The 25059-nt window shown below is 62.8% G+C and carries 26 protein-coding genes; 8 read left to right on the plus strand and 18 right to left on the minus strand.

The window, feature by feature from the left end:
• The first annotated feature begins 8 nt into the window (after window positions 1–8).
• Both J7655_RS00855 and J7655_RS00860 read left to right on the plus strand, forming a co-directional pair.
• Window positions 9–2036 (plus strand): TRAP transporter permease, encoded by a 2028-nt coding sequence (locus J7655_RS00855; protein WP_230926148.1) that lies wholly within the window; start codon window positions 9–11, stop codon window positions 2034–2036.
• Complete coding sequence (locus J7655_RS00860) at window positions 2033–2440, plus strand: DUF1850 domain-containing protein (protein WP_230926149.1); 408 nt, start codon at window positions 2033–2035, stop codon at window positions 2438–2440. The genes J7655_RS00855 and J7655_RS00860 overlap by 4 nt, the downstream gene beginning before the upstream one ends.
• A 179-nt stretch (window positions 2441–2619) precedes the next feature.
• Here J7655_RS00860 and J7655_RS00865 read toward each other — a convergent pair whose 3' ends face one another.
• From J7655_RS00865 to J7655_RS00885, 5 genes are read right to left on the minus strand one after another with little or no spacing between them, the layout of a single operon-like run.
• The gene (locus J7655_RS00865) at window positions 2620–3252 is read right to left on the minus strand and encodes an SCO family protein (RefSeq protein ID WP_230926150.1); all 633 of its coding nucleotides are present in this window, start codon (window positions 3250–3252) and stop codon (window positions 2620–2622) included.
• A gap of 8 nt (window positions 3253–3260) precedes the next feature.
• Window positions 3261–4160 carry a heme o synthase gene (gene cyoE, locus J7655_RS00870; protein WP_230926151.1) on the minus strand — a complete coding sequence of 300 codons (900 nt, stop codon included), beginning with the start codon at window positions 4158–4160 and terminating at the stop codon, window positions 3261–3263.
• Between the two features lie 19 nt (window positions 4161–4179).
• Window positions 4180–5226, minus strand: a complete 1047-nt coding sequence (locus J7655_RS00875; RefSeq protein ID WP_230926152.1) for a COX15/CtaA family protein — start codon at window positions 5224–5226, stop codon at window positions 4180–4182.
• 54 nt (window positions 5227–5280) lie between these two features.
• Window positions 5281–5859 (minus strand): hypothetical protein, encoded by a 579-nt coding sequence (locus tag J7655_RS00880; RefSeq protein ID WP_230926153.1) that lies wholly within the window; start codon window positions 5857–5859, stop codon window positions 5281–5283.
• Window positions 5834–6565: an SURF1 family protein gene (locus tag J7655_RS00885; protein WP_004423013.1), complete on the minus strand. Its 732-nt coding sequence runs from the start codon at window positions 6563–6565 to the stop codon at window positions 5834–5836. Before J7655_RS00885 ends, J7655_RS00880 begins: the two co-directional genes overlap by 26 nt.
• Window positions 6566–6636: 71 nt before the next feature.
• On the opposite strand from J7655_RS00885, the gene J7655_RS00890 reads away from it, so the two are divergent.
• Entirely contained in the window at window positions 6637–6840 is a 204-nt protein-coding gene (locus tag J7655_RS00890) for a twin transmembrane helix small protein (RefSeq protein WP_230926154.1), read from the plus strand.
• A 6-nt stretch (window positions 6841–6846) separates the two neighbouring features.
• Here J7655_RS00890 and J7655_RS00895 read toward each other — a convergent pair whose 3' ends face one another.
• Genes J7655_RS00895 through coxB form a run of 4 tightly spaced genes read right to left on the minus strand, consistent with a single transcriptional unit; the run spans window position 6847 to window position 11026 of the window.
• Entirely contained in the window at window positions 6847–7743 is an 897-nt protein-coding gene (locus J7655_RS00895) for a cytochrome c oxidase subunit 3 (protein WP_230926155.1), read from the minus strand.
• Window positions 7744–7754: 11 nt separating this feature from the next.
• A complete protein-coding gene (locus J7655_RS00900) occupies window positions 7755–8303 on the minus strand; it encodes a cytochrome c oxidase assembly protein (RefSeq protein WP_230926156.1) in 549 nt (182 codons plus the stop codon).
• 10 nt (window positions 8304–8313) lie between these two features.
• Window positions 8314–9897, minus strand: coding sequence for a cytochrome c oxidase subunit I (gene ctaD, locus J7655_RS00905; RefSeq protein ID WP_230926157.1), 1584 nt, complete (start codon window positions 9895–9897; stop codon window positions 8314–8316).
• Window positions 9898–9901: 4 nt separating this feature from the next.
• The gene (gene coxB / locus J7655_RS00910) at window positions 9902–11026 is read right to left on the minus strand and encodes a cytochrome c oxidase subunit II (protein WP_125873546.1); all 1125 of its coding nucleotides are present in this window, start codon (window positions 11024–11026) and stop codon (window positions 9902–9904) included.
• 403 nt (window positions 11027–11429) lie between these two features.
• Here coxB and J7655_RS00915 point away from each other — a divergent pair, with 403 nt between their 5' ends.
• Complete coding sequence (locus J7655_RS00915; protein WP_230926158.1) at window positions 11430–12071, plus strand: hypothetical protein; 642 nt, start codon at window positions 11430–11432, stop codon at window positions 12069–12071.
• On the opposite strand, the gene J7655_RS00920 is transcribed toward J7655_RS00915, so the two are convergent.
• Complete coding sequence (locus J7655_RS00920) at window positions 12061–12990, minus strand: AEC family transporter (RefSeq protein ID WP_230926159.1); 930 nt, start codon at window positions 12988–12990, stop codon at window positions 12061–12063. The two genes, J7655_RS00915 and J7655_RS00920, sit on opposite strands and share 11 nt — an antisense overlap.
• Before the next feature lie 284 nt (window positions 12991–13274).
• Between J7655_RS00920 and glsB the strand changes: the two genes are divergently transcribed.
• Window positions 13275–14183, plus strand: coding sequence for a glutaminase B (gene glsB, locus J7655_RS00925; RefSeq protein ID WP_230926160.1), 909 nt, complete (start codon window positions 13275–13277; stop codon window positions 14181–14183).
• Between the two features lie 74 nt (window positions 14184–14257).
• Here glsB and J7655_RS00930 read toward each other — a convergent pair whose 3' ends face one another.
• From J7655_RS00930 to J7655_RS00940, 3 genes are all read right to left on the minus strand, one after another.
• A complete protein-coding gene (locus tag J7655_RS00930) occupies window positions 14258–14701 on the minus strand; it encodes a GNAT family N-acetyltransferase (protein ID WP_230926161.1) in 444 nt (147 codons plus the stop codon).
• A gap of 27 nt (window positions 14702–14728) precedes the next feature.
• Window positions 14729–15718 (minus strand): asparaginase, encoded by a 990-nt coding sequence (locus tag J7655_RS00935; RefSeq protein ID WP_230926162.1) that lies wholly within the window; start codon window positions 15716–15718, stop codon window positions 14729–14731.
• Window positions 15719–15784: 66 nt separating this feature from the next.
• A complete protein-coding gene (locus tag J7655_RS00940; RefSeq protein WP_147810058.1) occupies window positions 15785–17224 on the minus strand; it encodes an alanine/glycine:cation symporter family protein in 1440 nt (479 codons plus the stop codon).
• Window positions 17225–17384: 160 nt separating this feature from the next.
• Between J7655_RS00940 and J7655_RS00945 the strand changes: the two genes are divergently transcribed.
• On the plus strand, window positions 17385–18203 hold the full coding sequence (locus J7655_RS00945) for a helix-turn-helix domain-containing protein (protein WP_230926163.1): 819 nt from the start codon (window positions 17385–17387) through the stop codon (window positions 18201–18203).
• Window positions 18204–18459: 256 nt separating this feature from the next.
• Here J7655_RS00945 and J7655_RS20765 read toward each other — a convergent pair whose 3' ends face one another.
• Together J7655_RS20765 and J7655_RS00950 are read right to left on the minus strand one after the other, a co-directional pair.
• Complete coding sequence (locus J7655_RS20765; RefSeq protein ID WP_255311661.1) at window positions 18460–18588, minus strand: hypothetical protein; 129 nt, start codon at window positions 18586–18588, stop codon at window positions 18460–18462.
• Window positions 18589–18600: 12 nt separating this feature from the next.
• On the minus strand, window positions 18601–20025 hold the full coding sequence (locus J7655_RS00950; protein WP_230926164.1) for an aspartate ammonia-lyase: 1425 nt from the start codon (window positions 20023–20025) through the stop codon (window positions 18601–18603).
• Window positions 20026–20204: 179 nt separating this feature from the next.
• Here J7655_RS00950 and J7655_RS00955 point away from each other — a divergent pair, with 179 nt between their 5' ends.
• Window positions 20205–21110, plus strand: coding sequence for a LysR substrate-binding domain-containing protein (locus J7655_RS00955; RefSeq protein ID WP_230926165.1), 906 nt, complete (start codon window positions 20205–20207; stop codon window positions 21108–21110).
• Between the two features lie 56 nt (window positions 21111–21166).
• Here the strand turns inward: J7655_RS00955 and J7655_RS00960 are convergent, their stop codons facing one another.
• The 3 genes from J7655_RS00960 to J7655_RS00970 all read right to left on the minus strand — a co-directional run bounded on the left by J7655_RS00960 (window position 21167) and on the right by J7655_RS00970 (window position 24547).
• Complete coding sequence (locus J7655_RS00960; RefSeq protein WP_230926166.1) at window positions 21167–22267, minus strand: restriction endonuclease; 1101 nt, start codon at window positions 22265–22267, stop codon at window positions 21167–21169.
• A 107-nt stretch (window positions 22268–22374) separates the two neighbouring features.
• Window positions 22375–23469 (minus strand): polyamine ABC transporter substrate-binding protein, encoded by a 1095-nt coding sequence (locus tag J7655_RS00965; RefSeq protein WP_230926167.1) that lies wholly within the window; start codon window positions 23467–23469, stop codon window positions 22375–22377.
• 49 nt (window positions 23470–23518) lie between these two features.
• Window positions 23519–24547 (minus strand): histone deacetylase family protein, encoded by a 1029-nt coding sequence (locus J7655_RS00970; RefSeq protein ID WP_230926168.1) that lies wholly within the window; start codon window positions 24545–24547, stop codon window positions 23519–23521.
• Between the two features lie 210 nt (window positions 24548–24757).
• Between J7655_RS00970 and J7655_RS00975 the strand changes: the two genes are divergently transcribed.
• Window positions 24758–25027, plus strand: a complete 270-nt coding sequence (locus J7655_RS00975) for a PepSY domain-containing protein (RefSeq protein ID WP_104727203.1) — start codon at window positions 24758–24760, stop codon at window positions 25025–25027.
• Window positions 25028–25059 lie beyond the last annotated feature (32 nt).

The raw sequence follows: 25059 nt of genomic DNA on the forward strand, positions 1-25059 counted from the left end.
TGCACTCCATGAGTGAACAAAACAACGGCCTGGCGGCCAGCCCGTCTGACTGGCCGAAGGCGCTTTTTGCCGTTGCGCTGCTGTTCTCCATCTTCCAGATCGTTACTGCCGCTTTCCATCCGGTATCCACTCAGGTGTTGCGTGCGGTACACGTCGGCTTTCTGCTGTTGCTGGTGTTCATCAGCTTCCCGGCCCTCGGCAAGGGGCGTCCGTGGCAACCGCTGGCCTGGCTGCTGGGCCTGGCTGGCATGGCCACGGCCATCTACCAGTGGTACTTCGAGGCGGACCTGATTCAGCGTTCCGGTGACCTGACCACTGGCGACATGATCGTCGGCCTGACCCTGATCGTGCTGGTATTCGAAGCCGCGCGCCGGGTCATGGGGATCGCCCTGCCGATCATCTGTGCCTGCTTCCTCGTTTATGGCCTTTTCGGCCAGTATCTGCCGGGTGATCTGATGCATCGCGGCTACGGCCTCGACCAGATCGTCAACCAGCTGTCGTTCGGCACCGAAGGCCTGTACGGCACGCCGACCTACGTCTCGGCCACCTACATCTTCCTGTTCATCCTGTTTGGTGCCTTCCTCGAGCAGGCCGGGATGATCAAGCTGTTCACCGACTTCGCCATGGGCCTGTTCGGCCACAAGGTCGGCGGCCCGGCCAAGGTGTCGGTGGTGTCCTCGGCACTGATGGGCACCATCACCGGCTCCGGCGTGGCCAACGTGGTTACCACCGGGCAGTTCACCATCCCGCTGATGAAGCGCTTCGGCTACAAGCCGGCCTTCGCCGGTGGCGTCGAGGCGACCTCGTCGATGGGCAGCCAGATCATGCCGCCGATCATGGGCGCCGTGGCCTTCATCATGGCCGAGACCATCAACGTACCCTTCTTCGAGGTGGCCAAGGCCGCGCTGATCCCGGCGCTGCTCTACTTCGGCTCGGTATTCTGGATGGTTCACCTGGAGGCCAAGCGTGCCAACCTGCGCGGCCTGCCCAAGGACGAATGCCCGAATCCGTGGAAAGCCGTGCGTGAGCGCTGGTTCCTGCTGATCCCGCTGTTCATCCTTATCTACCTGCTGTTCTCTGGCCGCACGCCATTGTTCTCCGGTACTGTCGGCCTGGCGCTGACCGCCATGGTCATCCTCGGCTCGGCGATCATCCTGCGGGTGTCGTCGAAGGCCATGCGCTTCGCCTTCTGGATTGCCCTGGGCGTACTCTGTGCCGGCTTCTTCCAGCTCGGTATCGGCGTGGTGTTTGGCGTTATCGCCGCGCTGGTGGCGATCTGCTGGTTCGTCAAGGGTGGCCGTGAAACCCTGACCCTGTGCCTGCATGCGCTGGTCGAAGGTGCGCGTCATGCGGTGCCGGTCGGTATCGCCTGCGCCTTGGTCGGCGTGATCATCGGTGTGGTGTCGCTGACCGGGGTGGCCTCCACCTTCGCCGGCTACATCCTCGCCATTGGCCAGGACAACCTGTTCCTGTCGCTGGTGCTGACCATGCTCACCTGCCTGGTGCTGGGCATGGGTATTCCGACCATCCCCAACTACATCATCACCAGCTCGATCGCTGCGCCGGCCCTGCTGGAACTGGGTGTACCGCTGATCGTCTCGCACATGTTCGTCTTCTACTTCGGCATCATGGCCGACCTCACCCCACCGGTGGCACTGGCCTGCTTCGCTGCCGCGCCGATTGCCAAGGAGCGCGGGCTGAAGATCAGTTTCTGGGCCGTGCGTATCGCCGTGGCCGGTTTCGTCGTGCCCTACATGGCGGTGTATTCGCCGGCGCTGATGCTGCAGGGTGATAGTCTGCTGGCAACCGTCTACGTCGGTCTCAAGGCGTTGCTGGCCATCGGCATCTGGGGTGCGGTGTTCACCGGCTTCCTGCAGGCCAAACTGAGCTGGTGGGAGCGCATTCTCGGTTTCGCTGCTGGCGCCAGCCTGATCCTGGCCACGCCGATCAGTGACGAAATCGGCTTTGCCCTCAGCGCCATCTTCATCGCTCAGCACTTCTGGCGCGCTCGCCGCGCCGAGGTCGCGACAGCGTGATCGGCCTGTGTCTGGGCTTGGCCGGTGCGGTGTGGGCAGAGCTGCCCACGCCGGCCTTCACCCTGGCCTGGACGCACAGCATCGAAAAGGTTCGCTGGGAAGAGGATTACCGCGTCACCACCGAGGGGCTGCTGCTCGGTGAGGCGCGGGTCAAGGGTTCCGGTGCCGGCATGGAGATTCCCGACGGCGCCGAACTGCGCAATGGCAGCTGGCACTACCAGCGTCAGCTACCGCCTTTGCAACCCCTGCGAGTCGGGCGTACGCCCGAAGCCGGGGATTACCAACTGTGTATTGACCAGCGTTGTCGCCCGATGAGCGACTGGCTCGGCCCGCCAAAAGCGAGCCAGCCGGCGTTGGAACTCTGGAGCTGTGAGCTGAGCACCCCTGCGGCCGACGCGGGTTAGGTTCGCCCGAGCGGACTCAGGCTCCCGGTGCCACAAGTGCCGGATCAAAAGAAGGAAACCCCCATGCGGCGCGAGCCTGTGGGGGTTTTGTTCATGTGCGCCCTGGGTATCACGCCTGGCGCCAGCCGAATCCGATTCTGCGTGAGCGGACCTGCGATGGACGTCAGCGACAGCCACACTTAGCTGCCGGAAATCAGCCCCGGCAATTGTTCGGCCAGCTTGGCGTTGTTGATCGGTGCGCGGATGAAACCGCGCTGGGTGCCATCTGGGCCGATGATTACCAGGTTGCCGCTGTGGTCGACGGTGTAGTTTTCCTTGCTGGTGTCCGCCGGAATGTAGGGAATGCTTACCGAGTTGGCGAACTTCTGCAGGGTTTCCTCTTCGCCGGTCAGCCCCTTGAAGCCGGCATTGAAGAAGCCCAGGTACTTGCTCAGCTGCTCCGGCGTATCACGATGCGGATCGACGCTGACCATCACCACCTCGAGTCGCGCGCGGGTTTCTTCCGGCAGTTGGGTCTGCAACTGGCGCAGTTGGGCGAGGGTGGCCGGGCAGATATCCGGGCAGAAGGTGTAGCCGAAGAACAACAGCTTCCAGTTGCCCTTGAGCTGATCAACCGCGACGGTCTGGCCGTCCTGATCGATCAGGCTCAGCGCCGGCAGGCTGCGGTTCTGCGGCAGCAGGACGATACCGGCGTCGAGCAGCGCGGCCGGGTCGCCCTGGCCCTTGCTGCTCAGCACCTTGTTGACGGTCAGCCCCAGCACCAGGGCGACGATGGCGACAAGAACGAAAACCGTTGTGTGGGTACGCGTCATGAAAAACCTTAGATATTCAGCAGCAGGTAATGGTCCGCCAGCAGCGCGATAAACAGCAGGAACAGATACCAGATACTGTACTTGAAGGTGTTGATCGCCGCGTGCGGTTTGCTGTCACGGTACAGCACCCAGGCCCAATGCAGGAAGCGCACGCCCAGCAGCACGGCGCAGGCCAGGTACAGCGGCCCGCTCATGTGGATGGCGTAGGGCAGCAGGGTTACCGCGAACATCACCAGGGTGTAGAGCAGGATGTGCACCTTGGTGTAGTGCTCGCCGTGGGTCACCGGCAGCATGGGGATGTCGGCCTTGGCGTATTCGGCCTTGCGGTGGATGGCCAGCGCCCAGAAGTGCGGCGGTGTCCAGGCGAAGATGATCAGCACCAGCAGCAGCGGCTCGGCACTCAGGTGGCCGGTAACCGCGACCCAGCCGAGCAGCGGCGGCGCAGCGCCTGCCAGGCCGCCGATGACGATGTTCTGCGGCGTGGCGCGCTTGAGAAAGCCGGTGTAGATCACTGCATAGCCGAGCAACGAGGCCAGCGTCAGCCAGGCGGCTAGTTCGTTGGTGAACAGCAGCAGCAGGCTCATGCCGGCGATGGCCAGCAGCAGGGCGAAGGTCAGTGCGGCGGCGGGCGAGACGCGCCCGGCGGTGACCGGCCGTTTGTGCGTGCGCGCCATGATCGAGTCGATACGCCGATCCACCACATGGTTGACCGCCGCCGCCGCGCCGGCACACAGCCCGATACCGAGGTTGCCGAACAGCAGCACCGTCCAGGGCACCCCGGCACGGGTAGCGAGGAACATGCCGACCAGCGAGGTGATCAGCATCAGCAGCACCACCCGAGGTTTGGTCAGCTCCAGATAATCGCGCCAGGTGGCATGTTCGGCATGGGCTTGCAGGATGGTCGCCATGGCATTTCTCCCTGATTCGTTATTTACCGGCCTGCAGCAGGCCGTTGGACGCCAGAGCTGCGTGGGCATGCACGGCATGCCTGCGCTCACCTGCCGTACGCAGGCGATAGTTGATCAGCACCATGCTCAGCAGCAGGGCCGCGCCGCCAGCGTTGTGCGCCACCGCCACCAGCAGCGGCAGGTGGAAGATCACGTTGCTGATACCTAGGCCCACCTGCCCGGCCAGCGCCAGCAGCAGCAGGCCAGCCAGGCGCGACAGCCCGGCCACATGCAGCCGCCAGGCCAGCACCAGCAGCGCCAGCGTGACCAGCAGCGCGCCGATGCGGTGGCTCATGTGAATGGCGGTGCGCGCGTCACTGTCGAGCTGCCCGCCCAGGTAGTTGGGGCCGATGTGCTGGGTCAGGTGAAAGCCCTTGCCAAAATCCATCGCCGGCCACCACTCGCCGTGACAGGTGGGCAGGTCGACGCAGGCCACGGCCGCATAGTTGGAGCTGACCCAGCCGCCGAGGGCGATCTGCCCGATAACCAATAGCAGACACGCTGCCGCCAATGTGCGCAGGCGTGCCGGCAACTGCAGCGGGGCGAAGCGTCCGGACAGGCGCAGCGTGAGCAGGGTCAGCAGGCTGAGCGTGGCGAAACCGCCGAGCAGGTGCGCGGTAACCACCTGCGGCCATAGCTGCAGGGTGACCGTCCACATGCCGAATGCGCCCTGCAGGATCACCAGCGCCAGAATCGCCAGCGGCAGCTTGAGCGGCTGGGCTGGCTCGGTGCGGCGGCGCACGGCCTGGGCCGCGATGACGAGAATCACCAGGCCCAGGGCGCCGGCGAAGTAGCGGTGGATCATCTCGTACCAGCCCTTGGCGACTTCCACCGGGGCATCGGGGAAGCGTGCCTCGGCGATGGCCTGCTTGTGCTCGCTCATCGGTACGCCGAGAAAGCCATAGCAGCCGGGCCAGTCCGGGCAGCCCAGGCCGGCATGGGTCAGGCGGGTGTAGGCACCCAGTAGCACCACCACCACGGTCAGGAGGGTGGCGAACAAGGCTAGACGGTAACCGGGCTTGTGCATGTCGACTCCTTGGGCTCTGGGCCGGCGCTCTGCCTCTCGGGGCAGCGCACGCCGTCAACCGATCAGGGAAATTTTCAGCAGGTAGCGCAGATCATCGAGAATGGCCTTGCCCTTGCTGCCGGCCGGGTAGCGCAGCACCAGATTGCCGTGCGGGTCGACCAGCCACAGTTGTGCGCCCGGCGCGGCCTCGGCGGCCCTGGCATAGGCTTGCAGATCCAGCTGATAGCGACCGAGTTGCGGGTACTCGCGCTTGAGTGTGGCGTCGTAGTCGGCGTTCAGCGGTTCGGCCAGTGCCAGGCCGTGGCTGGCGCGGGCGGTCTCGCGGTTGAGGCCGATCTGAATCTGCCGCGCCAGGTACACCAACTGCTGGCAGTCCGCCTCGCATGCACCCGGCGCCGTGACCAGAATCTGCCAGCGGGGTGCCACCTCACCCTGCACGCCGAGGTCGGCCAGGGTGCGCCCGTCACCGATCAGTACGCCGTGGTAGCTGCGCGTTTCCGGCACCCAGAAGCGCCACTGATACATGGCACTGGCGAGAAACATCGGGCCGATGGCGATGGCCAGAATCAGCAGAAGCTGCAGGCGCCCGCGCCCCTTGCGCTGCGTTTCAGGCATGGCGATGGCTGGGTTCATGACGATGCTCCCGTGCATTGTGAATTCCGAGATAGATGAACAGGCCCAGCAGTGCGGCCGCCAGGGCGAACCACTGCACTGCATAGCCGAGATGTTTGCTCGGGCTCATGGCCACCACCGGCCAGTCGACGCGGTAGCTGGCCGGGCCTGGCTGCAGGCGCGTTTCGAAAGACAGGCCGCCACGGCCCAACTGCTGCCAGAGGCTGTCGGCCTCGACCCGGGTGATCAGCCGTGGCCAGCCTTCGGAGGCTGTACCTGCGCCCAGGTTCATTCCAGCGGCGGGTGCCACGTAGACCCAGGCAGTGAGCTGCAGCATGCCTTCGGGGGTCTCGAAGCGTGGTGGCGTACGCCGGTCCGGCCAGGGTAGCCAGCCACGGTTGAGCAATACCCAGAGTCCGCTGGGCTGGTCATAGAAGGGTTGCAGCAACTCGACACCGGCCTGGCCATCGCGGATACGGCTGTCGAGCAGCAGGCTGTGTTCGCTGTCGAGAAAACCACGCAGCTGGACGCGGCGGTAGGCAGGGTCCGGCATGGGTTCGAGCTGCTCGAGGCTGATCGGCTCGGCTTGCCGCCGTGCCTCGAAGCTGGCCAGCAGCTGGCGCTTCTCCTCGCCGCGCTGCAATTGCCAGACACCCAGCCAGAGCAGGCCCGGCAGCAACAGGGCGACCAGCAGGCTGGGCAGCCAGCCGGGGCGGAAGGCGTTCATGGCTGCCTGCCGTTGTGGTTGGGGTTGCTGGCTATACTGCAGTGCATCACGTCAATCCCCCGGAGTCTCGCATGCTCAAGGCCGCGATCGTCCTCATGCTGTTGGCCACTCTCGTCAGCCTGTTCAGCGGCCTGTTCTTCCTGGTCAGGGATGAAGGCCATGGTTCCCGCGTGGTCGGCGCCCTGACTGTCCGTGTCGGCCTGACCGGTATCACCGTTGCCCTGATCGCCTGGGGCTTCTACTCAGGGCAACTGGTATCCCACGTTACCTGGTAGCCCCCGCTACAGGACGTAGACGAAGATGAACAGCCCCAGCCAGACCACGTCGACGAAGTGCCAGTACCAGGCGGCGGCTTCGAAACCGAAGTGCTGATCAGGGGCGAAATGCCCGCGCATGATGCGTATCAGCATCACGATCAGGATGATGGTGCCCAAGGTCACATGCGCACCGTGGAAGCCGGTGAGCATGAAGAAGGTCGCACCGTAGATGCCCGAGCCCAGGGTCAGCCCAAGCTCGGTGTAGGCCTCGATGTATTCCTCGACCTGAAAGAACAGGAACGCCAGGGCCAGCACGATGGTCGCGGCCAGCCAGGCCTTGAGCGGGCCACGGTGGTTCTTCTTCAGGGCATGGTGGGCGAAGGTGATGGTGACGCTCGATGACACCAGCAGGATGGTATTGAGCAGTGGCAGGTGCCACGGATCGATCACCCCACTGGGTGGCGTGAACAGCTTGGAATCAGGGTTTTGCAGCAGCGGCCAGCTGTATTCGAAACCTTCCCAGAGCATGTTGGTGACGCCCTTGTCACCTTCGCCGCCGAGCCAGGGGCCTGCAAAGGTGCGGATGTAGAACAGGGCGCCGAAGAAGGCGGCGAAGAACATCACCTCGGAGAAGATGAACCAGCTCATGCCCCAGCGGAACGAGCGATCCATCTGCGCACTGTAGAGGCCGGCGCGGCTTTCCTTGATGACGTTGCCGAACCAGCCGAACAGCATCCAGGCCAGAATCAGCCCGCCGACGAAGAAGATCAGTGGGCCGTTGGAGCCCTCGCGCTCTGCCGAGAGATCGTTGAACCAGGTGCCGACACCGTAGAAGCTGACCAACAGACCGATGCTGGCAACGATGGGCCATTTGCTCTGCGCCGGTACGTAATAATTCTCGTGACTTTCATGACTCGACATTGTTGTTCTCCTTATGGAGCCTGTGCCACTGGCGGTTTGCTCGCCGTGATATCGAACAGCGTGTAGCCCAGCGTCAGGTGCTTCACGTCCTGTGGCAGGTCACGGTCGACGATGAAGCGCACCGGCATTTCGATGCGTTCGCCTGGCTGCAGCACCTGCTGGGTGAAACAGAAGCACTCGGTCTTGTGAAAGAAGGCCGCCGCCCGCGATGGCGATACGCTGGGGACGGCCTGCGCCATCATCGGCTGGTCGCTGGGGTTGTAGGCGACGAACAACATGTCGCGTGCTTCGCCCGGGTGAACCACTATTTCGTCCGCTTGCGGGCCGAACTCCCAGATCATCCCGGCCGAATTGGTGGCGAGAAACTGCACGCGCACCTCTCGAGCCACGTCGATGATCTGCTCACCCTGGTAGGCCCCTGCCGTCTTGCCGTTGATGCCGAATACCCGGCACATGGCGTCGTAGAAAGGCGGCAGGACGAAGATGCCGAAGCAGAACATCACCACCACCACGACCAGCAGACGGCTAACCAGACGACGAGTCGCAATGACCTCGCTCACGGCAGACCTCCTACTTCACTTCCGGCGGTGTACTGAAGGTGTGGTAGGGCGCCGGTGACGGCACCGTCCACTCCAGGCCTTCGGCACCGTCCCAGGGTTTGGCCGGGGCCGGCTTGCCACCACGGATGCACTTGATGACGATGAACAGGAACAGCAACTGGGTGGCGCCGAACATGAAGGCGCCGATGCTGGAGACCATGTTGAAGTTGGCGAACATCATGTTGTAGTCGGGGATGCGCCGTGGCATGCCGGCCAGGCCGACGAAGTGCATCGGGAAGAACGCCAGGTTCATGCCGATGAAACTCATCCAGAAATGCAGCTTGGCCAGGGTTTCGTCATACATGTGGCCGGTCCACTTGGGCAGCCAGTAATAGGCCGAAGCGAAGATGCCGAAGATCGCACCGGGTACCAGCACGTAGTGGAAGTGCGCCACCACGAAGTAGGTGTCGTGGTACTGGAAGTCCGCCGGGGCGATGGCCAGCATCAGCCCGGAGAAACCACCGATGGTGAACAGGATGACGAAGGCCACCGAGAACAGCATCGGCGCCTCGAAGGTCATCGAGCCCTGCCACATGGTGCTGGCCCAGTTGAACACCTTCACCCCGGTGGGTACGGCGATCAGCATGGTGGCGTACATGAAGAACAGCTCGCCGGTCAGCGGAATGCCGACGGTGAACATGTGGTGCGCCCAGACGATGAACGACAGGAAGGCGATCGCCGCCGTGGCGTAGACCATCGAGGTGTAGCCGAACAGCGGCTTGCGCGCGAAGGCCGGGATGATCGAGCTGACCGCACCGAAGGCGGGCAGGATCATGATGTACACCTCGGGGTGGCCGAAGAACCAGAACACGTGCTGGAACAGCACCGGGTCACCACCACCGGCGGCGTTGAAGAAGCTGGTGCCGAAATGGATATCCATCAGCATCATGGTCACGCAGCCGGCCAGTACCGGCATCACCGCGATCAGCAGGAAGGCGGTGATCAGCCAGGTCCAGACGAACAGCGGCATCTTCATCAGGGTCATGCCGGGGGCGCGCAGGTTGAGGATGGTGGCGACCACGTTGATCGCCCCCATGATCGAGCTGATGCCCATCAGGTGCACGGCGAAGATGAAGAAGGTGGTGCTCTCCGGCCCGTAGGTGGTCGACAGCGGCGCATAGAAGGTCCAGCCGAAGTTCGGCCCGCCACCCTCCATGAACAGCGTACTGACCAGCAGGCCGAAGGCCGCCGGCAACAGCCAGAAGCTGAAGTTGTTCATGCGTGGCAGGGCCATGTCCGGCGCGCCGATCATCAGCGGGATCATCCAGTTGGCCAGGCCGACGAAGGCCGGCATCACCGCACCGAAGACCATGATCAGGCCGTGCATGGTGGTCATCTGGTTGAAGAATTCCGGCTGCACGATCTGCAGGCCCGGCTGGAACAGCTCGGCGCGAATCACCATGGCCATCGAGCCGCCGAGGAGGAACATGGCGAAGCTGAACCACAGGTACATCGTGCCGATATCCTTGTGGTTGGTGGTCAGCACCCAGCGCATCAGGCCCTTGGCCGGGCCATGGTGGTGGTCAGTATGACCGTGGTCGATCACTGCACTCATGTCCTTACTCCTGCGCCTTGGAGAAATCGAGGATGTCCTTGGGCGTGACCATGTCACCGACATTGTTGCCCCAGGCGTTGCGCTCGTAGGTGATGATGGCGGCCATGTCGACCGGCGACAGCTGCTTGCCGAAAGCGGCCATGGAAGTGCCCGGCTTGCCGTTGTAGACGATGTCGATATGCCCTTCGGCCGGGCCGACGGCGATGGCCGAATCCTTGAGCGCCGGGAACATCGGCGGCAAGCCTTCACCATTGGGCTGGTGGCAGGCCGCGCAGGCGGTGGTGTAGGCCTTCTCGCCGCGTGCCATCAGCTCGTCCATGGTCCACTCCTTGCTGGTCAGCTCGCGCTCGGCGGCAGCGGCCTCCTTGCGTTCGGCCAGCCAGACGGCGAAGTCTTCCTTGGACTTGGCCTCGACCACCACCGGCATGAAGCCGTGATCCTTGCCGCACAGCTCGGTGCACTGGCCACGGTAGATGCCGGGCTCCTCGATGCGTGTCCAGGATTCGTTGATAAAGCCGGGGATGGCGTCCTTCTTCACCGCCAGTGCCGGCACCCACCAGGAGTGAATGACGTCGGCGGCGGTGATCAGGAAGCGCACCTTGGTGCCCACCGGCACCACCAGCGGCTCGTCGACTTCCAGCAGGTAGTGTTCGCCCTTGGCCTCGTGGTTGTTGATCTGCGAACGCGGCGTGGTCAGGTTGCTGAAGAACTCGACGTCCTGACCCAGGTACTTGTAGTGCCACTTCCATTGGTAGCCCGTGACCTGGATATCCAGCTCGGACTCCGAGGTGTCATAGATCTCGATCAGCGTCTTGGTCGCCGGAATCGCCATCACCACCAGGATGGCCAGGGGAACCACGGTCCAGAGAATCTCGACGGTGGTGCTTTCGTGGAAGTGCGCAGGCTCCTGGCCAGTGGAGCGGCGGTGCATGATCATCGACCAGAACATGGCGCCGAACACGATCACGCCGATCACGACGCAGATCCAGAAGATGGTCATGTGCAGATCGAAGACGGAGCGGCTGACGTCAGTGACACCGGGCGTCATGTTGACCGTCCACTGGGCATGCGCCGAGCCCAATGCCAGCCACAGCAGGAGGCCCATCCAGACTCGTGGATGTCGCATCATTGCGGGTTCCCCTTGATTGTTCTTGTTATCCCGCCGGCTGAGCCTGCGGCTAAGGGATCGACTGCCATGAGCCTGTACGGCGGAATCACTGTCCGCGGGCCACGCTCGACTGCTGGCGACTGCTGCCGAAACCTCCCGTGCCAAAGCCCGTCCGGTTCCATCAGGTACTGCCTTTCGAAATCGAGTATAGACAGCGAGGTTTACCTCGCAACGTTCAGACAAAAATGGCTGAAGACGCGCAAGCTTTGTCCTAAACCCCACGGCTGATGCGGGGTGTAGCTATTCTGAAACAGTTGGATATAGCGGACTCGCATAAGTATGAAAAAGTTATGACAATCGCGTCTTAGCACGCCACAACGGCCGGCTAAGGTTCACGTCCATGTCCAGGCATGTAGGAGTAGTCATGAACACCGTCGCCATTCGTCAATTGATCGCCCAGGCGCGCCAGCAGGAACATGGCAGCCAGGCGCTCGCGCGCATGCTGCAGGCTCAGCTGGATGGTCTGCACCCCGCCATCCGCTTGCCGCAGGACGCTGCCCCGGATGCGCTGACGGCTTTCGTCATCGCCTATATCGAGCAGGTGCCGGATGTGCTCGATGCCGCTGCCAAGGTGGCGCAGGAGGCGGGGATCGAGGCGGCGGTAAAACCCGTGCTGAAGATCGCCGAGCATTTCTTCCTGCAGCCGCCGGCATTGATGCAAGGCCATGAAGGGCTCGTGGGTCTGCTCGACGAAGCCTATCTGGCGCATCGCCTGGTGGAGGAGGTCAATGACCGCTACATCGCCCATTTCGGCCAGCCGCTGATCCCGCTGGACACCACGCGTGCCAACCTGATCGCCCATCAACTGATCGGTGAACCCTTCGCCAACCAGCTCGACGAAGCAGTGCATCACGCCCTGGCCGGCATGCTCGATGACGCCAGCTTCGACCAGTCCTCGGTGCAGGCCTACCGTGAGCGCCTGGCGGCGCCGGATACCGCATCGGCCTGGCAGCGTTGGCCCTGCCTGTCACAGCAACTGGGCGTGGAACTGCAGCTCAAGGGCTGATCGCCAGCAGGATCAGCGACAGGGTCAGCAGCGAACCGAGGGTGGATAACAGGATCGCCCGCGACACCAGCGCCGCCTGGCGCTGGTAATACTCGGCCAGCATGAACGGCCCGGTGCCGGTGGGCAGTGCGCTGAGCAGCAAGGCGGCATGCGCCCAGAACGGCGGCAGGTCGAGCAGCACGAAGGCGATGAACCAGGTCACCAGCGGTTGCAGCACCAGCTTGAGTGCCACCAGCGGCCATACCCCCTCACTCGGCCCACTTTGTCGCTGCGCCAGGAACAAGCCCAGTGAGACCAGGGCGCAGGGCACCGTAGCGGCGCCGAGCAGGCGCAGGAATTCATCCAGTGCTGCCGGCATTTGCATGCCGCCCACTGCCCAGGCCGCACCGAGCAGGGGGGCCACCACCAGTGGGTTCTTCAGCAGCGCGGTGACCACCTGCACGATGGCGCCACCCAGCCCCTTCTTGCTATGCAGGCCCACCTCGATGCATACCAGCGCCAGGCCGAACAGCACACAGACCACCAGCAGCGAGGCGATCAATGCCGGCGCCATGCCGTCCTCGCCCAGCACCAGTACGCACAGCGGAATGCCGATGTAGCCGGTATTGGCATAACCGGCACTGAGCCCGTCGATGCTGGCGTCGACCAGGCTGCCGGTGGTTTTCCAGCGATACGCCAGGGTGAGCAGAAACACCGCGAGCATGCCGCCGGTGAAGGCGAGCAGAAAGCCGGGCTGCCAGATCTGCGCCCAGTCGGCCTTGGCCGTGAGGCTGAAGAGCAGGGCCGGCAGGCCGAGCCAGACCACGAAGCGATTCATTTCCGAGGCGGCGGTCGGCCCCAGGCGATTGCTGCGCCGGCAGATGAAGCCGATCAGAATCAGACCGAAGATCGGCAACAGGACGTTGAGAACGGTGGACATCAGGCTACGCCGTCGACAGGAAGAGGCCGAGACTAGGGCGCAGAACCGTGCAGAGCAAGCCGCGCGCTGTGATTCCGCAGCGCTCGCAAGCGTCTAGCACTGACCTGCCGGGAAGCACCCGGCGCTGCCGCGAGCCGAAGAGCCAGCCCAAAGTCTGCTGCGCGTCGGCCATGCTGCGTTAAAAACAGGCTCGGAATGCTCATTTACAGCTTGTAAACTCCGCTTCCTCGCCTGTCTTTGCCTTGCATGGCTCTAGCTCGCGAGACTTTGAACAGGCTCTACGCATGCAAGCGCTGTTGAACGAAATTCTCGATGAAGTCCGCCCGCTGATCGGCCAGGGCAAGGTGGCCAATTACATCCCGGCGCTGGCCAGCGTGGTGCCCGAGCAACTGGGTATCGCCGTGTACGGCAATGACGGCCAGGTGCATGTCGCTGGCGATGCGCGCACGCCGTTTTCCATCCAGAGCATTTCCAAGGTGTTCAGCCTGGTCCAGGCCATCGGCCACAGCGGCGAAAGCATCTGGCAGCGCCTCGGCCACGAGCCGTCCGGGCAGCCGTTCAACTCGCTGGTGCAGCTGGAGTTCGAGCGGGGCAAGCCGCGCAATCCGTTCATCAATGCCGGCGCCCTGGTGATCTGCGACATCAACCAGTCGCGCTATGCCGCACCGGCGCTGTCGATGCGCGATTTCGTCCGGCGCCTGTCGGGCAATCCGGATGTGACAGTGGACAACCACGTCGCCGAGTCGGAATACCAGCACCGCGCGCGCAATGCCGCAGCGGCCTACCTGATGCAGTCGTTCGGTAATTTTCATAACGAAGTCGAGGCGGTATTGCGCAGCTATTTCAGTTGCTGCGCGCTGCGCATGAGCTGCGTCGACCTGGCGCGCGCCTTCGGCTTCCTGGCCAACCAGGGGTTCTGTCAGCACAGCGGCGAGCAGGTGCTGTCGCCCCGCCAGACCAAGCAGATCAACGCCATCATGGCCACCAGCGGCCTGTATGACGAAGCGGGCAACTTCGCCTACCGCGTTGGCCTGCCGGGCAAGAGCGGTGTGGGCGGCGGCATCGTCGCGGTCGTCCCCGGGCAGTTCAGTGTGTGCGTGTGGTCACCGGAGTTGAACGCTGCGGGTAACTCCCTGGCCGGGATCAAGGCGCTGGAGCTGCTCAGCGAGCGCATCGGCTGGTCGGTGTTTTGAGCCGCGCATAAGTGCTGCTGCGCACGGCGCGCCCTGTCGGGCGGCCAATCGCCGCCCGCACGTGATGCGAGGCCTTACAACAGCTTGCGGTATTGCACGAAGCCCGAGCGCTCACCGATGCGCTCGTACAGCAGCTTGGCCTGGCTGTTGGTCTCGTGCGTTAGCCAGTGCACCCGTGAACAGCCGGCAGCACGCGCCTGCTCGTAGACATGCTGAATCAGCTGACGACCAACGCCGCCACTGCGCTGGCCCTTGGCGACGAACAGGTCCTGCAGGTAGCAATAGTCGCCGGTGGTCCAGGTCGAGCGGTGGATGACCCAGTGCACCAGGCCAATGGCCTGGTCACCCTGCCAGGCCAGGGCGGCACCCATGGGTTCGGCGGGGTCGAGAAAGCGCTGCCAGGTGACGGCGCCGGTCTCGGCGGGTATCTCGGTCATGTAAAAGCGCTGGTAGCCCTGCCACAAGGGCAGCCAGGCGGCATGATCGGCAGCGACTACAGGGCGAATGTCGATACTCATCGTCCTTCCTCTGTTTGGGCAGGTGGATCAGTCGCTCATCTCACCACAGAGATCGCGCGCCAGCCAGTACTCCACCTCGGCCTGCGTCAATCCGGCACCGAGCAGGGCGAACAGCTTGCCCAGCGCCGCCTCGCGGGTCATGCCACCGCAGGAGACCAGGCCGACCTCGGCCAGACGGCTGCCGGCGGCGTACACGCCGAACTGCACGTGGCCTTGCGGGCACTGGCTGATCGCCGCCAGCACCACGCCGCGCTGGTGCGCCTCACGCAGCACGCTCATCAAGTGCGCGTCACCGGCCGGGCCGGTGCCGCTGCCGTAGCACTCCAGCAACAGCCCCTGCACGCCGCTGGCCAGCAGGGCGTGCAGATGCCCGGCCTGCATGGCCGGATGCAGCGGCAACACGGCAAGGTTCACGGCCTTGCGTGCCTGGCGATAGTCGATCCGTGCAGTGACCTCTGCCCGCTCGGCCTGACGCTGACGCGGCAGCACCTGGAAGGCATCGAAGGCATCGCTGCGCAGCTTCGAGCAACGCGCGCCATGCAGCAGTTGGCTGTTGAAGTACAGGTGCACGCCTGGCGCCACACCGCGATGCAGCGCGCGCATGGCGCCGAACAGGTTGGGCCAGGCATCGCCACCGGCCACGCCGGCCGGCTGCATGGCGCCGGTCAGCACCACCGGCACGTCGAGGCCGAGGAGCAAAAAACTCAGCGCCGCGGCGCTGTAGGCCAGGGTGTCGGTGCCGTGCAGCACCAGCACGGCATCGTGGCCGTGGTGCTGCACGGCACTGACGATTTCGTCGCGCAGCGTCAGCCAGTGGCCGGTGTTCATGTTGGCGCTGTCGATCAGCGGCAGCAGCTCGCGAAAGCTCCACTGCGGCAGCTCGCTGGCGTTCTCGCTGGCTTGCTGAGTGCGCATACGCGCCTCGAAACCCGAGGCGGGTGCCAGGCCATCTGCGCTCATTTGCATGCCGATGGTGCCGCCGGTGTACAGCACCAGGAGTTTTTCTGGGGTCGCCATGGGCTCTCCTCGGGAAATGCGGGCGATAAAAAAGGGGGCAGCGCCCCCTTCTTCGAGCAGGGGCTATCAGCGCTGGTAAACGCGATCACCCAGTTCGGCGTGGGTTACCGGAGCATCTGCCGGAGCCTGCCAGGCCTTGGGATCGAGATCCAGGTCGGCGAACTTCTGCGGATCGAACACCGGCGACTCGACCCCGGCCTTGATCTGAGCATCGTAGTCGCGCATCAGGCGCAGGCCCACCTTGAACAGCAGTGCCAGGGCAATCAGGTTGCAGATCGCCAGCAGGCCCATGGTCACGTCGGCGAAGGCGAATACGGTGCCCAGATCCTGCACCGAGCCCCACAACACCAGGGCCACCACCAGCACGCGGTAGATCACCACCGGGCCACGTTTCTGGCTGAAGAAGCCCAGGGCGTTTTCACCCAGGTAGTAGTTGTAGATCAGGGTGGTGAAGACGAACAGCAGCAGGGCGATGCTGACGAACACCCGGCCCCACTCGCCGACTTCGGCCGCCAGGGCGGTCTGGGTCAGGACGACACCGGCCATTTCGCTGCCCGGCTGGTAAACCCCGGAGAGCAGGATGATCAGCGCGGTGCTGGTGCACACCAGCAGGGTGTCGATGAATACGCTCAGCGCCTGCACGATGCCCTGCGCCGCCGGGTGCTTGACCTCGGCCACCGCCGCCACGTTCGGCGCGCTGCCCAGACCGGCTTCGTTGGAGAACAGGCCGCGCTTGACGCCCATCATGATGGCCGCGCCGATGCCGCCGGCAAAGGCCGGCTCCAGGCCGAAGGCCGCTTTGAAGATCATGGCGAAGGTAGCCGGCACCTCACTCAGGTTCATGCCGATCACCACCAGCGCCATACCGATGTAGGAGAACGCCATGATCGGCACCAGCACGTCGGCCATGCTGGCGATGCGCTTGATGCCGCCGAAGATGATCACGCCGATCACCCCGGTCAGGATCAGGCCGCTGACGATGGTCGGCAGGCCGAAGGTGTCATGCAGCGAGCTGGCCACGGTGAACGACTGCACAGCGTTGAAGCCAAAGCCGAAGGTCACCAGCAGCAGGATCGACACGACGATACCCAGCCAGCGCTGGCCGAGGCCGTGCTGGATGTAGAAAGCCGGGCCGCCCCGGTAGGTGCCATCCGGTTCACGACGCTTGTACAGCTGCGCCAGGGAACACTCGAAGTAGCTGGTGGCCATGCCGACCAGCGCCACGACCCACATCCAGAAGATGGCGCCCGGGCCACCGAGCATGATTGCCACGGATACACCGGCGATGTTGCCGGCGCCGACGCGGCCTGCCACCGACAGCATCAGTGCCTGGAACGAGCTGAGCTGACCCGGCTGGCGTTTGAACGCCTCACCGAAGATGCGGAACATGCTGCTGAAGTAGCGAAACTGGACGAAACGCGAGGCGACGGTGAAGTACAGACCAAGGCCGATCAGCATCACGATCAGCAGCTTGCTCCAGATGAAGTCATTGAGAAGATCGAGCATGGAGGCTTTCTCTCTTGTTGTTCTGAATGGGAATACGCCGCTGTGGGCGGATTGCGGAATAGTTCGTGATAGAGGCCTCGCCGGACAATTTCGCAGGTCGCGGCAAGCTGATGCGAGTTGATGCTAGAATCGCGTCATTCGCATCATCCGGAGCGGTCATATGTCCGATTCCCTCGGCAGCAACCTGAAACTGCTCTGCAGCCACTACCGCTCGATTGCCGAGGTGTGTCGCAAGCTGTCGATCAACCGTGCGCAGTTCAACCGCTACCTGGCCGGGCAAAGTCGGCCGACCACGCACAACCTCAAACGCATCTGCGATTTCTTCGGCGTTGAGCCCTTCGAGCTGGCCATGCCGGCCGAGCAGTTCACCCGCCTGATTGGTGCACGCAGCGGCGCCGCGCAACCGCACGGCGGCAGCGACCCGTTGCTGGAGCTGCTCGCCCCGTTGCGCCGTCAGGCCAGCCCGATGGAGCGCTATTGCGGCTACTACTTCGAGTACTCCAACTGCATGTCGGTACCGGGGCATGTGTTGCTGTCACTGGTGCACCTGCGCGAAGAGCGCGGCAACTACCTGTTCGAGCGCCAGGAACGCCAGGAGCGCCAGGAACCCACGCGTGGCGGCAGTGAGGACTGGGTGCGTTGTCGCTACCTGGGCACGGCGTTCTTCCTGCAGGATCGCCTGTTTCTGGTGGACTACGAGTCGCTCACCGGCAACGAGATGAGCCAGACCATCCTCATCCCCAGCTTCAAGAGCCGCATCATCCGCCTCAACGGCATCAAGACCGGCGTCTCCAGCGGCGACCGGCGCACGCCGGCCTGCACCCGCGTGGTCTGGCAGTACCTGGGCAACGAGATCAACCGGGTTAACGCCTATCGCCAACTGATGCTCTACTCCCCCGACGACCCACGCATCGACGACGACATTCGTCAGCGCCTGGGCGGCGCGCAGCTGCGGGGTGGATTGTTCGAGATGGAGTGAGGCCTGCGGCGTTTGCCTTCGCGCAGGCCATGCATCGTCTGTGCAGTCAGCTCGCGATCATGCGGATTGGCGGCCGCCGCAATGCCCTTGGCGCAGATCGTCCAGACGGTGCCGGGGCTATGCCGGGTGCGGGCGCTGAAAGCCGGTCGAGCGGCGGTGTACCCGCCGGCAGCTTTTCCCGAGTGGCAGGTCAAAAAAAGGGATGGCCGAGCCATCCCTGAAGATCGAGGCTGGTGATGCCTCCTATGAAAGACGCTCAGCTGCGTTGACGGGCTGGTGCCTGGCTCGCGCCAGTGTAGAAACCCGCCAGGCCCGGCCAGAAGCGACGCGGCGGATGCAGGGTGCGGAACAGGAACTTGACGCTGGGGGGCTGTGACGGTTGCATGGTCGTTCTCCGTTACTGCTGCAGGGGCACGAGGCGTGGGGCGATCATGTTCTCGGGGCGCAGGATGTCAGCCAGGGTGGCCTCATCCAGCAACTGCTCCTCGCGCACCAGTTCCAGCACGCCGCGCCCGCTTTCCAGGGCGACCTTGGCGATGCGCGTGGCGTTCTCGTAGCCGATGTAAGGGTTCAGCGCGGTGATCAGGCCGATGGAGTTTTCCATCAGTTCGCGGCAGCGCGCTTCGTTGGCGGTGATGCCGTCGATGCACAGCTCGCGCAGCATGTCCATGGCGCGGGTCAGCAGGCGGATCGAGTCGAAGATCTTGTAGGCGATCAGCGGCTCCATCACGTTCAACTGCAGCTGGCCGCCTTCGGCCGCCATGGTCAGCGCCAGGTCGTTGCCGATCACTTCGAAGGCCACCTGGTTGACCGCCTCGGGGATCACCGGATTGACCTTACCCGGCATGATCGAGCTACCCGGCTGACGCGGTGGCAGGTTGATTTCGTTGATGCCGGTACGCGGGCCGCTGGACAGCAGGCGCAGGTCGTTGCAGATCTTCGACAGCTTCACCGCGGTACGCTTGAGCATGCCGGAGAACAGCACGAAGGCGCCCATGTCGCTGGTGGCTTCGATCAGGTCGGCCGCCGGCCTGAGCGGATGACCGCTGATCACGCTCAGGCGCTTGACCGCCAGGGCCTGGTATTTCGGGTCGGCGTTGATGCCGGTACCGATGGCGGTGCCGCCCAGGTTGACCTCGGTGAGTAGCGCCGGGGCGAGCATCTTCAGGTGCTGCAGGTCTTCGCCCAGGGTGGTGGCGAAGGCGTGGAATTCCTGACCCAGAGTCATCGGCACGGCGTCCTGCAACTGGGTGCGGCCCATCTTCAGTACGTGGCCGAACTCCAGACCTTTGGAAGCGAACGACTGGATCAGCTTGTCCAGCGCACTCAGCAGGCTGTCATGGCCGAGCAGCAGGCCCAGGCGAATGGCAGTCGGGTAGGCGTCGTTGGTCGACTGCGCCATGTTCACATCGTTGTTCGGGTGTAGGTGCTGGTACTGGCCTTTCTCAAAGCCCATGGCCTCCAGCGCGATGTTGGCGATGACCTCGTTGGCGTTCATGTTGGTCGAGGTGCCGGCGCCGCCCTGGATCATGTCGACCACGAACTGCTCGTGGAACTCGCCCTGAATGATGCGTGCGCAGGCGGTGCTGATTGCCGTGTGCTTGGCGGCGGACAGATGGCCCAGCTCGCGGTTGGCGTCCGCCGAGGCCTGCTTGACCATGGCCAGGCCGATTACCAGCTTCGGGTAATGCGACAGCGGCACACCGGACAGGCGGAAGTTCTGCACGGCGCGCAGGGTCTGGATACCGTAATAGGCATCGGCAGGGACTTCGAGTGTGCCAAGCAGGTCTTTTTCGACACGGAAGGATGCAGCAGCGGACATGATGGAGATGACTCTCGGGAAGTGCGGCAGGTGCCGCGATACCTATAGATTAAGGATTTCACTCCTTTGGTGGCCAATGCTGTTGTTTGCTGTCCTATGCACAATCGGCATAATGTTGATGTGACCGCAGAATTGCACCAAACGTGTGCATGGCGCCGGCATGAGTGGAGGATGTCCCTGTGAATCTGGAAACCAAATGGCTGGAAGACTTCGTCACCCTGGCCGCCACCCGCAGCTTCTCCCAGGCGGCGCAGAAACGATTCGTCACCCAGCCGGCATTCAGCCGGCGCATCCAGAGTCTCGAAGCTGCGTTGGGGCTGACGCTGGTCAACCGCTCACGCACGCCAGTCGAACTGACCGAGTCCGGCCAGCTGTTCCTGCTCACCGCCCGCAGTATGGTTGAGCAACTGGGCGAGGTGGTACGCCACCTGCACCACCTCGAAGGCCAACAGGGTGAAGCGCTGCAGATCGCGGCCGCGCATTCGCTGGTGTTCAGCTTCTTTCCGGAATGGATCGCCCGCCTGCGCCGAGACGGCCTGCCACTGACCACTCGCCTGGTGGCCACCAACGTCGGCGAGGCGGTGCACTCGCTGCGCGAGGGCACCTGCGACCTGATCCTCGCCTATCACGACCAGGACGCCGCCGTGCAACTGGCGCCGGATATGTTCCCGTCCCTGCACCTGGGGCACAGCGAGATGCTGCCGGTATGCGCCGTGGATGAAGACGGCGCGCCGCTGTTCGACCTGGACTCCGGGCAGAGCGTGCCGCTGCTAGCCTACAGCGCCGGCACCTTCCTCGGTCGCTCGGTCAACCTGCTGCTGCGCCAACGCGCCCTGCGCTCGACCACCGTGCATGAAACGGCCATGGCCGACAGTCTCAAGGCCATGGCCCTGCAAGGCCTCGGCGTAGCCTGGGTGCCACGACTTTCGATGGCTGCCGAACTGGCGCGTGGCGAACTGGTGGTATGCGGCAAGGAGCACTGGTATATCCCACTGGAGATCCGCCTGTACCGCTGGAGCATGTCGCGCAAGGCGGCGGTGCGCTTGCTGTGGCGCAAGCTGGAGACGGGGGAGGTGGGGGGCTGATTTTTAGCCATGCTCGCGCTCTGCACCTGTCTTTCGGAGTGCATCTGATTTAGGAGTTATATATCTTCAGAGTCGAAAAAATCATTATCAACAGCTTTAACCTCATAGATGTTTTTTACTTGAACACCTACGTTGTACTTATGCATGAGGTCTACAAGCTTTGACCCATCAAGTAAAATTATCTTATGGTGTGCGTCGCGAGCTTTATTTTTAGCTTTTTCATCAAACGATGACGTTGTAACAAAAATGCCTTTATGTGTGTCGCCACTCATTGCGCCAATAAAGTTGCGAATGTCCGTTTCACGGACTTTGTTTTCATTGTAGCGTTTGGCTTGGATATATATTTTTTCCAGCCCTAATTGATCCTCGTTTATGATCCCATCAATGCCGCCATCGCCGGATTTAGAGGTTTCAATGAATTCTCCATAGCCCATTTTTTTTAAAAGGATTAGTATTATTTTTTCAAAGGCATATGGGTCAATTGTTTTCAACTTTGATAGAAGTTCGTCTTTAATTTCGCGTTCAATCCGCTCAAAGCCAGTGTCTATTAGATCCTGTGGACTAGCGCTTTCCTCTTCTATAAGAAGTTTCTCAGGTTTGCTATTTTCAGGTTGATAGAAATTTATAACGTCAGCCTGTATTTCAGGAAGTGTTATGTTTTCTGCTTTTGTAAAAAGTCCTTTATCTGTTATTTGGACGAACCCTCGCTGCGGGTAATGAACCAGTCCGCCTTTTTTCAAGTAAGACTTTCCCCAGGCGATTCTATTTTCTATGACCCTGTCGCCGCTTTTAGTTGTTTGTTGTAGTAGCTCATAAGGTAAGTGCGAGTAGAAGTTTTCCTCCACGCGCCTTATTAACTCTCGGCCCTTTATGATCTTGCCATCTCTCAGTATTTCTAGTATCGGTATGAATGTTTCATTAAACTTTGGCAAATCCATTTTAATTCTCGGCCTTCTGCAGCGTTGTAGCACACATGCAAAGCGTAGTATTTTCCAGTTATAGAGGCCAAGGAGTCGGCGTCTTTCACCGCACAATAACCACTGGCCATAATTGGCTGCAAGCTGCTTTTTTGTATTGCTCCAACGCTCCGCGCGGCACCACAGACTAAGACGCTCTGCGCCCGTACGACCTTCATAGTCACCAGCGCAGCCAGGCATAACGCGCAGCCCCACAAACGCAGGTGCCCACGCAGAGCGTGGGCACCATCGATACAAAGAGCGTCGTGGGCGGCATGCCGTTTCAGCCGCGAGCCGTCAGCGACGAATCACTTGCCCGATTTGATCGACGTCCACGCCCGCGTACGCACGCGCTCGATCTTCTGCGGCAGCGGCTGCACCACGTACAGCGACTTCTGCAGCTCCGGCGTCGGCGTCAGGTCGGGGTCGGCGGCGATTTCCGCGCCCACCAGTTGCATGCCCGGCACATTGGGGTTGGGGTAACCGAGAAAATCGCTGATCGGCGCGATGACCTTGGGTTCGAGCAGGTGGTTGATGAAGGCATGCGCCTCATCGACGTTCTGCGCGCTCTTGGGGATGGCCCAGGTGTCGAACCAGATCGGCGCGCCTTCTTTCGGCAGGCGCCAGTTGACCACCACGCCGTTGCCGGCTTCCCTGGCGCGGTTGGCGAACTGGTAGAAGCTGCCGGAGTAGCCAATGGCCACGCAGATATCGCCGTTGGCGATGTCGGTCATGTACTTGGCCGAATGGAAGTAGGCTACGTACGGGCGCACTTTCAGCAGCAGTTCGGTGACTTTTTCGTAATCAGCCGGGTTGCTGCTGTTGGGGTCCAGGCCCAGGTAGTGCAGGGCGATGGGGATGATCTCGGTGGGCGAGTCGAGCATGGCCACGCCGCAGGCTTTCAGCTTCTCCATGTTCTCGGGTTTGAACACCAGATCCCAGCTGTTCACCGGAGCATCCTCACCGAGTGCGGCCTTGACCTTGTCCGGGTTGTAGCCGATCAGCACGGTGCCGTACATGTAGGGCACGCCGTACTGGTTGCCGGGGTCGTTGGTCTCCAGCAGCTTGAGCAGCGCCGGGTCGAGGTTCTTCCAGTTGGGCAGCCTGGACTTGTCCAGCGGGGCGAATACGCCGGCCTTGATCTGGGTTTCGAGGAACTGGTTGGACGGGATCACCAGGTCATAGCCGGAGTTGCCGGTGAGCAGCTTGGCCTCCAGCGCCTCGTTGGTCTCGAAGGTGTCCCAGGTGATCTGGATGCCGGACTCCTTCTGAAAATCCTTGGGCACCTCCGGGAGGATGTAGTCGGCCCAGTTGTATACGCGCAGCTCCTTGGCCTGCACCGCGCCGCTGAGCAGGGTGGCGCCGCACAGGGCGACGCCGAGCATCTGTTTGATGGCTTTCATCGTTTCTCACCCCTGAAATGTTGCTCTTGTTTGGCAGGTTGATCGCCGCTCAGGCGCCCTCGAAGCCTTCCAGCACGTTGACCGCGTTGATGCCGATGGCCTCCACGGCGTAGCCGCCTTCCATGATGAACAACGTCGGCAGGCCCAGCGCGGCGATGCGCCGGCCCATGGCCAGGTAGTCCGGGCTGTCGAGTTTGAACTGCGAGATCGGGTCTTCCATGTAGGTGTCCACGCCCAGCGATACCACCACGACTTCCGCGCCGTACTCGGCGATGCGCTGGCAGGCCTGCTCCAGGGCCGCGCTCCAGGTGTCCCAGGCGCTGCCCATGGGCAACGGGTAGTTGAAGTTGCAGCCCTCGCCGGCGCCCTCGCCCAGTTCGTCGGCATAACCGAGGAAGAACGGAAATTCCTCGGCCGGGTCGCCATGGATGGAGGCGAACAGCACGTCGTTGCGCTGGTAGAAGATGTCCTGGGTGCCGTTGCCGTGGTGGTAGTCGACATCGAGGATGGCCACCTTCCTGCGTCCCTGGTCGAGGAAGGCCTGGGCAGCGATGGCGGCGTTGTTCAGGTAGCAGTAACCGCCCATCACGTCGCTGGCGGCATGGTGGCCTGGCGGCCGGCACAGGGCGAAGGCGCTGTGGGCGCCGTTGGCGATTTCCTGCTGGGCACTGAGCGCGACTTGGGCGGCGCTGTAGGCGGCTTGCCAGGTGCCGGCAGTGATCGGCGCGCCGCCGTCGAAGCTGTAATAGCCGAGCTGGCCGTGCAGGTCACTGGGGATCATCCGCCGCAGCGTGCGCGCCGGCCAGGTGAAGGGCAGCAGATCACCGGTGCCGCCCTGTTCCTGCCAGCGCGCCCAGGCGCCCTGAAAGAACTCCAGGTAGGCCTTGCTGTGGATGCGCGCGATGGGCGCCAGGCCGAAATCCCCGGGTGCGCGAACCTCGCCAAGCTGGCGAGCCTTGACGCGGGCGAGGATATGGTCAGCGCGCTGCGGCTTCTCGAAGCAGGGCATCAGTTGCCCGTCGATAAGCTCGCATTTGCCGTGGTGCAGATGGTGGTCGTCGCTGTAGTAGGTGAGCATGCAAAGCGCTCCAGGCTCGTTGTTGTGCCTGCATTGTTCGCCTGCCTGACCAGCGTCGAGAACATTGGCAACGGCCAAAAGGGGATCGAAATGGCCAAATTGCCTTGTCACCGGCACGGGGTTGGAAGATGTAACGCGGTATGAGTCTTAAGTTTTCGTTAAGCCTTTGTGCCGAGAGTGACGCCACCGCACCACATCAGGAGCCTTCTCATGCGTCGTCTACTGCTCGTTCCCGTTCTGCTGGCATGCGCCGCACCGGCCTTGGCCAAGACCGAATGCACCACGGCCGAGCGTTCAACCTGGCAGGACCCCGAGCAGTTTCAGGCCAAACTCGTGGCCGATGGTTACAGAATCAACACGTTCAAGATCACCGAAGGCAATTGCTACGAGATCTATGGTTTTGATCGAGAAGGCCGTAAAGTCGAGATCTACCATGACCCGGTCAGCGGCAACGCCGTGAAGACCGAGAGCAAAGACTGATCATCACCCCAGGCGTTATGCCTTCTTGACGA

It is taken from the genome of Pseudomonas wenzhouensis, assembly GCF_021029445.1.
GTDB lineage: Bacteria > Pseudomonadota > Gammaproteobacteria > Pseudomonadales > Pseudomonadaceae > Aquipseudomonas > Aquipseudomonas wenzhouensis.